Origin of the sequence: Marisediminicola antarctica, from assembly GCF_009930795.1 — a bacterium.
Taxonomy (GTDB): Bacteria; Actinomycetota; Actinomycetes; order Actinomycetales; family Microbacteriaceae; genus Marisediminicola; species Marisediminicola antarctica.
In genome coordinates, this window is the sequence record NZ_CP017146.1 from 3021228 (window position 1) to 3034875 (window position 13648).

Consider the following 13648-nt stretch of genomic DNA (forward strand, 5'->3'; position numbering starts at 1 on the left):
CCACCACGGAAGAGGTTAGGAAAAATCAGAAATCTGACACACGTGCTCGGAGCAACAATCCACAGTTCTCGTAAGAAAACCCCTCCTGCCACGCTGAATAACAAGCTCTCAGCATCAAGGAAAAACCGGCATCCCCGTGGCGAGCACCTCCATCATCCGTCCGAGCACGACGCCGCGCCAGACCCGCAACGCGACCCAACCCGAAATTCAGCAACCACCACGGAGGGGCAACGCCCCTGAGACGCTGAATAATGACAGCGCCCCCGGCCGCCGGTTTGCCTTCCACTCCTGAATGATGGAAGCCACCCCCAGCCACCCCATCACCACTCCTGAATAATGACAGCGATCAGTCGAGAGGCAGCGTCGGCACGTCTGCCGGCTCGAACCGCATCACCTGGCCGTAGAACGAGAGCTCGGCCTCGGTTGCGCTGACGATCGTCGAGGCGCGGCGGAACCCGTGCGACTCCCCCTCGAAGGCGAGATAGGCGTGCGGGATGCCCTTCGCCACGAGGGCGTCGCGGAACAGCTCCGCCTGGGACGGCGGCACGATCGGGTCATCGAGGCCCTGCAGCAGCAGCACCGGGGTGGAGAGCCTGTGCACGTTATTGAGGGGCGCCCTGGATTCGTAGAGGTCGGCTGCAGCCGGGAGGGCGCCGATCAGCCCATCAAGGTAGCGCGACTCGAAGTCGTGGGTGTCGAGTGCGAACTGGGAGAGCTCCGCGACTCCGTAGTACGAGGCGCCGGCAGCGAAGACCTCCGACCCGGTGAGCGCCGAGAGCACAGTCCAGCCTCCGGCCGAGCCGCCGCGGATCGCGAGGCGGGCGCGGTCGGCGAGTCCTGCATCCGCAAGGCCGAGCACCGCCGCGATGGTGTCCTCGACGTCGACGACGCCCCACTGGCCTCGGAGCCGCTCGCGGTATTCGCGCCCGTAGCCGGTCGATCCGCCGTAGTTCACGTCGACGACACCGATGCCGCGGCTCGTGAAGTAGGCGACCGTAAGCGAGACCGCCGCCGAGACCCGCGAGGTCGGGCCGCCGTGCACGAAGGCGATGTAGGGCGGCAGCTCGCCCTCCGGCGCCTCGAAGTCGGGGTTGCGGGGCGGGTACACGAACGTGTGCACGTCGCGGTTGGCGGTGAAGGTGCGGCTCTCGGCGAGCGGCAGGTAGGCGGCATCCGGCAAGGCGTCGACCCCGAGCCGCACGTCCTCGAGCGCGCCGGTGCCGAGGTCGAGGATGCGGAGCCCGGCGGGGAGCACGGAGCTGCCGCCCGTGAGCAGCACGCGATCGCCGTTGCGGGCGCCGAGCGAGATCGTCGTGAGCCCGGTATCGAGCGGCTCGATCGTGCCAGAGGCCCGGTCGATCAGCACGAGGCTGTCGTCGCCCTGGGTGCGCGCGGCGAGGATGCGATCGCCCTGCAGATCGAACCAGCACAAGCCGAGCGTCCAGAGGGCGCCACCGTATTCGGCCTCGTCCGTGAGCACGTCCGTGCGGGCACCGTCAACGGCGACGGCGACGAGGTTCCACCAGCCGTCGCGGTCGGAAACGACGAGGAGGGAGTCATCGTCCGCCCACTCCGGCTGGAGAACGGACTCGGTCGCCGACCCGGCGATCGTGCGCACATTCCGCGCGGTGCCGTCATCGGCGAGGTCGGCGAGGCGTAGCTCGGTGCCGTCCCACGGCATCTGCGGGTGGTCCCAGGCGACGAAGGCGAGGCGGCGCCCATCGGGCGAGAAACGCGGATAGGCGAAGAAGTGGGCGCCCGAGACGATAGAGCGGATGTCCCCGGCCGCATCGGCGGCCGAGCCGTCGAGCGGAACCGCGACGATATCCCGGGTGAGGCTCTCTCCGTGGGTCTCGCGCACCGCGATGACCTCGTCCCCGCGGATCGAGAGCTCGCCGAAGCGGAAGCCTCCCTCAGCCGGCGTGAGCGGCATCGGCACCTCGCTGCCCGCGTCGAGGCGGTAGAGGCGCTGGTCGGTGAACTCGGCGAAGACGAGAGCGCGATCGGCGGCCACCGTCCAGGCGCCGCCGCCGTATTCGTGCACCCGGGTGCGCGCATTCCACGGCGCTGGCAGCACGTCGACGGGGGCGCCGTCGTCGCCGTTGGTGCGCACGGCAAGCCGGCCGCCCTCGCTTGGGCGCAGTTCGAGCCACCAGACGTCGTCGCCGACCCACACCCCTCCGCTCACCGGATGCCCGCTCGCGGCGAGGTCGTGGGCGGAGATCGGCGAGCGCCAGGACCCGTACGGAGATATCGTCATGGCTCCATTCTGCCGCGCCCCGTTTCACGCCCGCAGCCGATCGGTTCGTATGCTGGCCGAATGCGATTCGGACTCTTCATTCCCCAGGGCTGGCGGCACGACCTCGTCGGCATCGATTCTGCCGAGCAGTGGTCGGTGATGAACTCCCTCGCGCAGCACGCCGATGCCGGCGCGTGGGAGTCGATCTGGGTCTACGACCACTTCCACACTGTGCCGGTGCCCTCGGAAGAGGCCACCCACGAGGCGTGGACGCTCATGGCCGCCTTCGCCGCAACCACCTCGCGGGTGCGGATCGGCCAGATGTGCACCTGCATGAGCTACCGCAGCCCCGCCTACCTGGCCAAGGTCGCCGCGACGGTCGACATCGTCTCGGGCGGACGCACCGAGATGGGCATCGGCGGCGGCTGGTACGAGCACGAGTGGAAGGCCTACGGCTACGGCTTCCCGAGCGCGGGAACCCGCCTCGGCCGCCTGCGCGAGGGCGTCGACATCATGCGCCAGGCGTGGACCACCGGATCGGTGAAGCTCGACGGCACGCACTACCAGGTCGACGGCGCCATCGTGCGTCCGCTCCCGCTGCAGCCCGGCGGCATCCCGCTCTGGGTCGCGGGCGGCGGCGAGAAGGTCACTCTCAAGATCGCGGCGGAGTACGCGCAGTACACGAACTTCGCCGGCGCGCCGGCCGAGTTCGACCATAAGAGCGAAATCCTGCGCAAGCACTGCGCCGAGGTGGGCACGGACTTCGACGCGATCGTGCGCTCCGCGAACTACAACGTGATCATCGCCGACACCGAAGCGGAGGTCGCCGAGCGCATCGCCGCGGTGCGCGCGCGGGTGCTCCCCTACCTCGGCGCGGAGCGGGCGGATGCCTTTGTGGCCGAGTACGCGGCGGGCGCGCTGGTGGTCGGCACGCCGGAACAGGTCGTCGAGCGGCTGCGCGACATGCAGGACCGAGGCCTCGGCTACGGCATCTTCTACTTCCCCGAGGCCGCCTACGACCGCTCCGGCATCGAGCTGTTCGAGCGCGCCGTCATGCCCGCGCTCTCCTAGCCCGATGCCGCCGACCCCGCTCCCCCGGAGCACCCCCGAGGCGCAGGGCGTTCCCTCGCGCGCCATCCGCGACTTCCTCTCCGCCGTCGCCGCCGGTGGGCAGGAGCTGCACAGCATCATGCTGCTCCGGCACGGGCACGTCATCGCCGAGGGCTGGTGGACACCGTTCGCCCCCACCCTCCGGCATGAGCTGTTCTCGGTCAGCAAGAGCTTCACCGCGACAGCGGTCGGTATCGCGATCAACGAGGGCCTGCTCGGCCTCGACGACCGGGTCGTCGCCCTGCTGCCCGACGATGCCCCGGCCGAGGTGAGCGACAATCTGCTGGCGATGCGGGTGCGGCACCTGCTCGCCATGAACACGGGACACGCCGAGGACACCCTCGGCGCGCTGCACTCGCCCGAGCGGAACTGGGCGCGCGCCATCCTGCGCCGGCCGGTCGAAAACCCGCCCGGCGGAGCCTTCGTCTACAACACCGGTGCAACCTACCTGTTGTCGGCGATCCTGCAACGCCTCACTGGGCAGCGGCTGCTCGATTACCTGACTCCCCGCCTGCTGCAGCCGCTCGACATCGAGGACGCCAGCTGGGAGGTCTGCCCGCGGGGAATCGACGTGGGCGGCTGGGGCCTCGCGATCACCACGGAGGACCTCGCGAAGTTCGGCCAGCTCTACCTGCAGCGTGGACAGTGGAACGGCTCGCAACTGGTGCCGACCGTGTGGGCGGATGCCGTGCACGAGCGCCAGGTGTCGAACGGTGACCCGAGGGAGGACGACGACTGGACGCAGGGCTACGGCTACCAGTTTTGGCTCTGCCGCCACGGGGCATACCGGGCGGACGGCGCGTTCGGCCAGCTGGCAATCGTTATGCCCGAACAGGATGCAGTGCTTGCGCTGACGAGCGCGCTGAGCGACACCGCGGCCGTCGTCACCGCGGCCTGGGACCATCTGCTCGCGGGTCTCTCCACGCGGGGGCCGCTGCCGGAGAACCCCGCCGAACACTCAGAACTCGGCGCCGCGCTCGCGGGACTGGCGATCGCGCACCCCGCCGGGTCCTCGGTGTCGCCGATGGCGGCATCCGTCTCCGGGCGCGACTACGATCTCGCCCGCAACGTCGCCCACCTCGAGGGGGTCCGCGTCGTGTTCGCCGCCGACCGCGTCGAGCTGACCCTGCGCGACGAAACAGGCGAGCACCGCATCGACTGCGGACTCGGCGCGTGGATCACCGGAACTGCGGCCGTTCCCGAGGCGGGCAGCTTCCGCCGCACACGGCGGGCGGCGGTTGCGGCGTCCGGCGCCTGGGCGGACGAGTCGACCTTTGTCGCCCGCCTGCAGGTCTACGAGACGCCCATCGCACTCCTGGTCGAGCTGGTGTTCTCGGCCGACGAGGTGACGGTGCGGCTCAGCCAGAACGTGTCGTTCGGGCCGACGGAGCTCGCCCGCAGTGTTGGGGTCGCGCGCGACTCGCGCCACGCCGCCGCAACCGAGGCTCGTCGGGCGGAATAAAACGGTGCTGCGACGCGCTCCGGTTGACAGCGTCGTCCATTCCGATCATCGAGCCCGCGCCGTCTCGCACCCCACACCTACGGATTATCTTGACCGAAGCTCTCTCGACCACCGCCGCGTCCCCGTCTGACGCGGATGCCGTGACCCGCCGCAACAACCTGGTCATCCGCCTCCTTCTCGTCTCGGCGTTCGTCGTAATCCTCAACGAGACGATCATGGGCGTCGCGCTGCCGCAGCTCATGAAGGACCTCGACATCACGGCGAACGCAGCCCAGTGGCTCACGACGGCGTTCATGCTGACCATGGCGGTAGTGATTCCGATCACCGGGTTCCTTCTCCAGCGCTTCAATACCCGGCCGGTCTTCATGGCCGCAATGTCGCTGTTCAGCGCCGGAACGTTCATCGCGGCGATCGCGCCCGGCTTCGAGGTGCTGCTGGTCGGCCGCGTCGTGCAGGCGACGGGAACGGCCATCATGATGCCGCTGCTCATGACCACCGTCATGACGCTCGTCCCCGCGGCCTCCCGCGGCCGCACGATGGGCAACATTTCCATCGTCATCTCGGTCGCCCCGGCAATCGGCCCGACCATCTCCGGCATCATCCTGAGCGTGCTCGACTGGCGTTGGATGTTCATCCTTGTGCTTCCGATCGCCCTCGGCGCGCTCACCCTCGGCGCCGCCCGCGTGCGCAATGTCAGCACGCCGAGGCGCACCCACTTCGACGTTGCATCCGTGATCCTCTCCGCATTCGCGTTCGGCGGTCTCGTCTACGGCCTGAGCAGCCTTGGCGGGATCGCTACTGGCGGCAGCCCGCTCGGCGCGTGGGTGCCGCTCGGCGTCGGCGTCGGCGCGCTGGTGGTGTTCGTGTTTCGACAGACCCGGTTGCAGCACGCCGAACGGGCGCTGCTCGACCTGCGCACCTTCCGCTCGCGCAACTTCACCTTCTCGATCGCGATGTTCTCGATGAGCATGATGGCGTTCTTTGGAACGATCGTGCTACTACCGATCTATATGCAGGACGTGCTCGGTCTCGACCCGCTGCAGACCGGACTCCTGCTGCTCCCCGGCGGGCTGACGATGGGCCTGCTCGCGCCGCTCGTCGGGCGCACCTACGACCGCATCGGTCCGACCGCGCTGCTCGTGACCGGCGCGGTCATCGTCACCTCCGTGCTGTGGATCATGACGACGTTCGGGGCGACCACCTCGCCGTTCTCAGTGCTCGCCGCGCACGTCTCGCTGAGCGTGGGACTCGCACTGCTGTTCACCCCCCTGTTCTCGGCGAGCCTGGGCTCGCTGCGCCCGCAGCTGTACTCGCACGGAAGCGCGATCGTCGGCACTGTTCAGCAGCTCGCGGGGGCGGCGGGCACTGCCCTGTTCGTGACGGTGATGGCCGCCCAGGCTGCGATCCTCGTCGCCGATGGGGCGACGGATGTCGCGGCGACGGCCGAGGGGGTCCGCGTCGCGTTCGTCTACGGCGCGGTCATCTCGATGTTCGCGATTCCGGCCGCGTTCATGATCCGGCGCACCGCGGAGCCCGCGGCGGGAGAGATGCCGATGGCCCACTAGGCGCCGACGCGTGGGCGGCGGAAGTCGCGAAACGGGTGGACTCCGAGGGGTCTGAGGGCGCAGAATCTCTCCCATGAACCCATCGACGGGGGGCATCCGCACGCCCGACCAGCGTCTGCGCGCCTTCGTCAGCTCCACCCTCAAGGAGCTCGCCCCCGAGCGCAGGGCGGCGCGGGTCGCGGTCGAGCGGCTACACCTCGCACCAGTGATGTTCGAGCTCGGCGCACGGCCGCATCCACCCCGTGACCTCTACCGCGCCTACCTTGAGCAGAGTGACGTGTTCGTAGGGCTCTATTGGGAGGCCTACGGATGGGTGGCCCCGACCGAGACCGTCTCCGGTCTCGAGGACGAGTACAACCTCTCCACGCGGCTCCCGAAGCTGATTTACATCAAGGAGTCTGCTGGCGCCCGCGAACCACGCCTGGATGTGCTGCTCGACCGCATCCGCAACGATGACGGCGCGTCGTTCAAGTACTTCTCGACCCCGCAGCAGCTCCGCAAGCTGCTCGGGGACGACCTCGCGACCCTCCTCGCCGAGCGATTCGACCTGAGCCGGCGTTCGTCGTTTCCGTCGCCGGACCGACCGCGGGCCACCGGCCCCGACACCGGCGCAATTCCAGCCCCCCTCACCTCGCTCATCGGGCGGGACAAGGAACTGCTCGCCGTCGAGGCCATGCTGCGCAGCGACAGCGTGCGGCTGGTCACCCTCACGGGTCCGGGCGGCATCGGCAAGAGCAGGCTCGCGATCGGCGTCGCCAAGTTGCTCAACGAGAGGGTGCAGGGCGAGGTCGCCTTTGTCGACCTCGCGCCGGTGCAGGATGCCGCGCTCGTGCCGAACGCGATCGCGCAGGCCCTCGGGGTGCGTGACACCGGTGATGAGACCCTTCTGGAGAAGCTCACCACGGCGCTGCGGCAGCGGCGGATGCTCATCGTCGTCGACAACTTCGAGCAGGTGCTCGACGCCGCCACCACCCTCACCAGCCTGCTCAGAGCGGCACCGACCCTCAAGTTCCTGGTGACGAGCAGGACGCTGCTGCGGGTCTCGGGCGAGCACGCCTATGAGGTCGGCCCGCTCGCGCTCCCTGGACCGGCGGCGCGGCTGGATGCCGCGGAGCTGATCGCCTCGCCCTCCGTCGCCTTGTTCGTCGAGCGGGTGCGCGCCGTGAAGCCCGACTTCGAGCTGACGGCCGAGAACAAGGACGCTGTCGCCGCGATCTGTCGCGAGCTCGACGGTGTGCCGCTCGCGCTCGAGCTCGCAGCCGCACGCATCCGCACCCTCCCTCCGGCCGCGATGCTCGCCCGGCTCGACCGGCGGCTGCCGCTGCTCTCAGCCGGCGCGAAAGACCTTCCGCCGAGGCAGCAGACCCTCCGCCGTACGATCGAGTGGAGCACACAGCTTCTCGAACCCGACGAGAAACGCCTCCTCGCTCTTCTCGGGGTGTTCGCGGGCGGCTTCTCGCTCGAGGCCGCCGAGTTCGTCGCCGGCGATGCGGCTCACGCCGATCCGCTCACGAGCCTCGGCATTCTCGTCGACAACAGCCTCGTCCGCCAGCAGGACTGCGAGGGCAGGTCGCACTTCTCAATGCTTGCGACGGTGCGCGAGTACGCGCTCGAACAGCTCGAGGCGAGCGGCACTTTCGAGGCCATTCGCGCCCGGCACGCGGAGTACTTCGTGGAGCTCGCCGAGCGGATCGAGTTCGACCTTGAGGGCGCGCACCAGCGGGAATGGGTCAGCCGCCTCAACGACGATCGCGACAATCTGCGGGCGGCCGTGCGCTTTCTGCTCGACCACGACGACTGGGACACCGCCGCGCGGTTCGCCTGGAACCTGTTCATTTTCTGGTGGGTCGGCGGGCTCCTCGGCGAGGTGCGCGGCTGGATGGAAGAGGTGCTCGCGGCGAAGGATGCCCATTCCGACCGCACGAGGGCGATCGCGCTCTACTTCACCCGGTCAATCACGCTCTGGCAGGATCCCAACGAGTGGGTCGTCCCTGCGCTCACCGAGAGCGCGGAGCTGTTCCACCGGGTGCACGATCGCTCGGGGGAGGGCCTGAGCCTCATCTCGGTGGCCCTCGCCCTGCTCGCCGATGAGAAGCCCGACCCGGCCCATGCGGATGAGGCTCTGCTGAAGAGCCTGGAGCTGTTCCGCGAGCAAGGCGACGGCTGGGGCGAGGCGATGGCGCTCGTGACCCTCGGCCGGGTCGCGCTCATGGACCAGAAGATCCACCGCGCGGTGCACCGCTTCCAGGAGAGCCTGTCGCTGGCCCGCGACCGGCACGAAGAGCTCGGCACCGCGATCGCACTGCATCATCTGGGCTGGGCAAAACTCGTGGCGGGGTCGATCGACGAGGCCCGCGACGCGTTCAACGAGAGCCTCGCCACGTCGGCGAAGCTCGGGCACGCCGAGGGCGTCGCCTACGGGCTCGAGGGGCTCATCGCGATCGCCGCGGCCCGACGGGAGATCCAGCGCGCCGGTCGGCTTCTGCGGGCAGCCGAGGCGCTCAGGAAACAGACCGGGCTGTACAACGCCGCGAGCTTCTCGTTCCACCAGCGCTACCTCGCCCCGATCCTCGCCGGGGACGACGCCTCCGCCCTGGAGGCGGCCCGCACCGAGGGGCGGGACATGTCGATGGACGATGTCGTCGCGTTCGCACTGGCGGGGAACGCTCCGTGACCGGGCGGGCGCGGGACGAGATGGCGCCGTTCACGAAGTGGCTCGCGCTGCTGATCCTGCCGTTCCTTGTCGTCGCGAGCGTGCTGCTCTACCTGCTTCCCACCGAGACGGAGCTTCTGTTCGCCTGGACGATCCAGCCCACGCTCACTGCGATGCTGCTCGGCTCGGCCTATCTCGGCGGCATCTGGTTCTTCGTGCACGTTGTCTGGCAGATCCGCTGGCACCGCGTCCGGCACGGGTTCCCCGCCATCGTCGTCTTCGCGAGCCTCGCGGGCGTAGCGACGCTGCTGCACATCGATCGCTTCCACGCTGGGCACGTCTCGTTCATCACTTGGCTCGTTCTGTATCTGGTGACTCCCTTCCTCGTGCTTGGCGCCCTGCTCGCGAACCGCCAGTCCGACGACGGCCTCGCCGAGGAAGGCGACTTCCGCATCCCCTTCCGGGTGCGGGTCATGCTCGGGTCGCTCGGCGTGCTCGCCCTGCTCGTCGGCCTCGCGTTGTTCCTCGTCCCGCAGGCGTTCCTGTCGACCTGGGCTTGGGATCTCACCCCGTTGACCGGGCGCATCGTCGGCGCGGTGCTCACGCTGCCCGGGATGGTGAACCTCTGGCTGTTCTTCGACGAACGCTGGAGTGCGTTCCGGTGGATCTACCAAGCTCACTTGTTCAGCCTGTCGTTCATCGCCCTCGCGCTCGTGTTCGCCCGGGGCGACCTCGAGTGGTCGAGGCCCGCCGCGCCGCTCTTCGTCACTGGGATCGTGCTGTCTCTGCTCGGGTACGCGGCGTTCTACTGGTGGTGCGATCGCCACTCGAACCTGCGCGAGGAGGGCGAGCCCGGGTCGAGGGTGCGCAGCGAGGACGTCGTCTAGACCGGCGTCTCCGCGACGTCGGATGCTCCGCTGCCGCGCCTGTCCGCCTCGCGGTGGCGCGAACGGTCGAGAAGCGCCATGACGGGGGTGGCGGCGATGCCGTGGATGAGGATCGATCCGACGACGACGAGTCCGACGATGGCCCAGAGCCGTTCGGCGTCGGGGAAGTCTCCGGCGTTGAGTGCGTAGGCGACGTAGAACAGCGAGCCGATACCGCGAACACCGAAGAACGCGATCACGCCGCGCTCGCGTGGGCCCGACTTGCCCAGGCTCAGACCGATCCAGCCGGCGATCGGACGGATGACGAGCAGGAACGCGGCCGCGATGGAGATCTCGGCCCAGCCGATATCGGAGAACAGGCCCCGGGCGACGGCCCCGCCGAGCAGGATCAGCACGGTGATGGTCAGTATCCGTTCGATCTGCTCGACGAACTTGTGCAGTACACCGTGGTATCCGTTGGTGCGCTCCGCCGCGCGAACTGTGACGGCGCAGACGAACACGGCGATGAAGCCGTAGCCCTCTGCGAGCTCGGCGATCCCGTAGGCGAGGAAGGTGGCGGAGAGGGCCACGAACCCCTCCGCCTGTTCGGCGAGCGCGAACCGGCCGGCCCTGCCTGAGAAGAAAGCCTTGCTCAGCAGCCAGCCGACGACGAGTCCGACGATCACCCCGACGGTGAGCCGCCAGGCGACGTCGATGAGCACCCAGTCGAGCAGCCAGGCGGCCGGGGCGACTCCGACGAGGCTGATGGCGACCGCCGCATAGGTGAAGGGGAACGCGAGCCCATCGTTGAGGCCGGCCTCCGAGGTGAGCGCGAACCTGGCCTCGTCGTCGTCGTGGCCGGGGTCGGACTGGGGCTTGCTCACCTGAACCTCGGTCGCGAGCACCGGGTCGGTGGGGGCGAGTGCCGCGGCCAGCAGCACGGCGCTCGCCGCACCGAGACCGAGGGAAGCCCAGCCGAGGATGCCGACGGCGAGCATCGACAGTGGCATGGTAATCGCGAGAAGCCGCCAGGTAGTCGACCAGCTCCGCCAGCCGACCGGCCGGTTGAGTGCCAGGCCGGCCCCCATCAGGGAGATGATCACACACACCTCGGTGAGGTGAAGGGCGATCGTGTTGTTGTCGATCGGGTCCGGATCGGGGAGGTCGGGCAGCAGCACGAAGGCGAGCATGCCGGCGCCGAGGAACACCATAGGCATTGAGATTGGCACCGTGCCGAGGAGGCGCGGAAGCAGCGCCGCGGCAAGGGTGGCGACGCCGATGGCCGCAAAAATGGCGCTTGCGCCGTCGAACTCGATCACTGACACAACTTTATGCTGGCAAGCTAGACCGAGTGACCCCACGACACACTTTGCTCGCGCTGCTCGTCGTCGTCATCTGGGGGCTCAACTTCGTGGTGATCGATGCGGGGCTCGCGGATGTCCCGCCGCTCGTCTTCGTCGCCATCCGGTTTCTGCTCGTCATCGTGCCCGCCATCTTCTTCATCAGGCCGCCGGCGATCGGCTGGCGCAACATTCTGGCGATCGGCGCGTTTCTGAGCCTCGGGCAGTTCGCGCTGCTCTACCTCGCACTGGCGCTCGGGATGCCGGCCGGCCTTGCTTCGCTGCTGCTGCAGACCCAGGTCGTGCTCTCGGTGATCGTCTCGGCGATCGTGCTGCGGGAGCGGCCGACGCGGAGGCAGCTGGTCGGCATCATCGTCGGGATGGCTGGCCTCACCGTCGTTGTCGTTGGGCACAGCGCCGCCGCCCCCTGGCTGCCGCTCGTGATCACGATGCTCGCCGCGCTGGCCTGGGCGATCGGCAACGTGCTGAGCCGGCGCGCGAAGGCGGCATCCGGTCTCTCGCTCGTCGTCTGGTCGGGGCTCGTCGTTCCGATTCCGAGCCTCGCGCTCGCTCTCCTCGTCGACACTCCCGCGGTGGTCATCGACTCGATCGTGAACATCTCGCTCGTCGCGATCCTCAGCACCGTCTACACCGCCGTCGCGGCCTCGCTCATCGGCTACGGCATCTGGAACTCGCTGCTCGCGAGATACCCGACCAGCTCCGTCGTGCCGTTCACGCTGCTGATCCCCATCATCGGAATCCTCGCCGCGTGGGTCGTGCAGGGCGAAGAGCCCACGGCAAGCGAGCTCATCGGCGGCGCCATCATGCTCGCCGGCCTAGCTGCTGCCGTGATCACACGCGTGCCGTTCACTCGGGCCGCCCCTGCCCCCGCGCCAGACCCTGTTCCGACAACGCGGGCAGCGCCGCGGCCCGGGCCGTGACCGCCCCGCTGAGCGTCAGTCGAACCCGATGGCGGTCGCCGGGGTCGTGATCTGCCAGCGCCCGATGCCTCCGTCGCTCAGGATCGTCTCGATCTCGCGCCTCTCGGGAAAGATGATCTCCCCCGCGTGGCCGAGTCGATTGTCGATCTCCTGGGTGAGGGTCTTAAGCCGATAGACCAGCGCTGCGTAGGTTGCGACGTCGTCGAACTGAAGAGTGAAAATGGCCATGATTGCTCGCTTATGAGGCCGGGTTGATGCGGCGACCCCCGGCCTCGTCGGGGCCGCCTGATCCATTGCCGACCAGAATAGGCGGGCTGGCCGGCCTCGACAACTCGTCGAGGCGGGCTCGACTGCCGCAGCGACCTACGAGGTTCCGTCAACCCGAATGAGCACCTTGCCCACGACGCCGCTCTCGACCGCCGCGTGCGCGTCAGGCGTGTGCGCGAGGTCGAAGTGGTGCAGGGGCAGGCCGGCCTGCTCACCCACCGGCAGCGCCCCGTCGAGCAGCGCGGCGGCAATGTCGGCGGCGGCGGCGTCCAGCGCCTCCTGGCCGACAGAGTAAAGCAGCACAAACTGGTAGCGGATGTTGAGGCTGAAGTGCGGGCGAACATCGAGGGTCATCGTCTCGCCGCCGTTGTTGGCGTAGACCGATACGGATCCCCGGTTGCGGATGACGGCGAGGTTGAGCGGGGCGTTCTGGGCCGGGGCCACCTCGACGATCTGGTCGACGCCGTCCGGTGCGATGCGGCGGATCTCCGCCGCGGCATCCGAGTCCCGGTAATCGACGGTGTGGTGGGCGCCGGCCGCTGTGGCGAGCGCCGCCTTCCCGGGCGAGCTGACGGTTGTGATCACGGTTGCGCCGGCCCAGCGGGCGAGCTGGATCGCGGCATGGCCGACCGCGCCCGCGCCGCCGGCGATGAGCACGACCTTGCCCTCCAGCGCACCCGGATGCAGCCGGCTCGGGCCGTCCTCGGCCACTGTGAGCGCGCGGTGCGCCGTGATCGCCGGCACGCCCAGGCTGGCTCCGACCTCGAAGCTCGCCGCATCCGGCAGCGGGTAGACCCGCTCGGTCGGCAGAACGGTGAACTCCTGGGCTGTGCCGCTCGCCGCCCGCTCGAAGGCGGCGAGCGCGAGCCACACCCGGTCGCCGACACGCACCCGGTCGACACCGTCACCGACGGCATCCACCGTTCCGGAACCGTCCTGGTTCGGCACGACGCTGTCGAACGCGAGTGCCTCCCCCGGGCTGCTGCCTCGGCGCGACTTCCAGTCGGTGGGGTTGACCCCGGACACGGCGACGCGCACCCTCACCTCGCCCGGGCCGGGCTCGGCGATCTCGCGCGTGACGAGGTGCAGTACACCGGGGTCACCGGACTGGCTGTAGATGATCGATTTCATGGTGGAGGTAACGCCACGCGGTGATGGATGCTTCCGGTTCCGGGTCATCCGGATGATCCCGGCGTAAAGTCGCC

The 13648-nt window shown here is 69.0% G+C and carries 10 protein-coding genes; 6 read left to right on the forward strand and 4 right to left on the reverse strand.

Annotated elements, in window-relative coordinates; all coding sequences use genetic code 11:
* Nucleotides 1–346: 346 nt before the first annotated feature.
* Entirely contained in the window at nucleotides 347–2260 is a 1914-nt protein-coding gene (locus BHD05_RS14125; RefSeq protein ID WP_161886996.1) for a S9 family peptidase, read from the reverse strand.
* A gap of 60 nt (nucleotides 2261–2320) precedes the next feature.
* On the opposite strand from BHD05_RS14125, the gene BHD05_RS14130 reads away from it, so the two are divergent.
* From BHD05_RS14130 to BHD05_RS14150, 5 genes are all read left to right on the forward strand, one after another.
* A complete protein-coding gene (locus tag BHD05_RS14130) occupies nucleotides 2321–3310 on the forward strand; it encodes an LLM class F420-dependent oxidoreductase (RefSeq protein ID WP_161886997.1) in 990 nt (329 codons plus the stop codon).
* 4 nt (nucleotides 3311–3314) lie between these two features.
* Complete coding sequence (locus tag BHD05_RS14135) at nucleotides 3315–4811, forward strand: serine hydrolase domain-containing protein (protein WP_161886998.1); 1497 nt, start codon at nucleotides 3315–3317, stop codon at nucleotides 4809–4811.
* An 89-nt stretch (nucleotides 4812–4900) separates the two neighbouring features.
* Complete coding sequence (locus tag BHD05_RS14140; protein ID WP_236966560.1) at nucleotides 4901–6376, forward strand: DHA2 family efflux MFS transporter permease subunit; 1476 nt, start codon at nucleotides 4901–4903, stop codon at nucleotides 6374–6376.
* A gap of 73 nt (nucleotides 6377–6449) precedes the next feature.
* Complete coding sequence (locus BHD05_RS14145) at nucleotides 6450–9050, forward strand: ATP-binding protein (protein ID WP_161887000.1); 2601 nt, start codon at nucleotides 6450–6452, stop codon at nucleotides 9048–9050.
* Complete coding sequence (locus tag BHD05_RS14150) at nucleotides 9047–9916, forward strand: hypothetical protein (RefSeq protein ID WP_202614231.1); 870 nt, start codon at nucleotides 9047–9049, stop codon at nucleotides 9914–9916. Before BHD05_RS14145 ends, BHD05_RS14150 begins: the two co-directional genes overlap by 4 nt.
* Here the strand turns inward: BHD05_RS14150 and BHD05_RS14155 are convergent.
* Nucleotides 9913–11214 carry a cation:proton antiporter gene (locus BHD05_RS14155; RefSeq protein ID WP_161887001.1) on the reverse strand — a complete coding sequence of 434 codons (1302 nt, stop codon included), beginning with the start codon at nucleotides 11212–11214 and terminating at the stop codon, nucleotides 9913–9915. The two genes, BHD05_RS14150 and BHD05_RS14155, sit on opposite strands and share 4 nt — an antisense overlap.
* Before the next feature lie 32 nt (nucleotides 11215–11246).
* Between BHD05_RS14155 and BHD05_RS14160 the strand changes: the two genes are divergently transcribed.
* The gene (locus BHD05_RS14160; protein ID WP_161887002.1) at nucleotides 11247–12176 is read left to right on the forward strand and encodes an EamA family transporter; all 930 of its coding nucleotides are present in this window, start codon (nucleotides 11247–11249) and stop codon (nucleotides 12174–12176) included.
* Nucleotides 12177–12191: 15 nt separating this feature from the next.
* Here the strand turns inward: BHD05_RS14160 and BHD05_RS14165 are convergent, their stop codons facing one another.
* Both BHD05_RS14165 and BHD05_RS14170 read right to left on the reverse strand, forming a co-directional pair.
* Nucleotides 12192–12404, reverse strand: a complete 213-nt coding sequence (locus BHD05_RS14165; protein WP_161887003.1) for a hypothetical protein — start codon at nucleotides 12402–12404, stop codon at nucleotides 12192–12194.
* A 135-nt stretch (nucleotides 12405–12539) separates the two neighbouring features.
* Nucleotides 12540–13574 (reverse strand): NADPH:quinone reductase, encoded by a 1035-nt coding sequence (locus BHD05_RS14170; protein ID WP_161887004.1) that lies wholly within the window; start codon nucleotides 13572–13574, stop codon nucleotides 12540–12542.
* Between the last annotated feature and the right edge of the window lie 74 nt (nucleotides 13575–13648).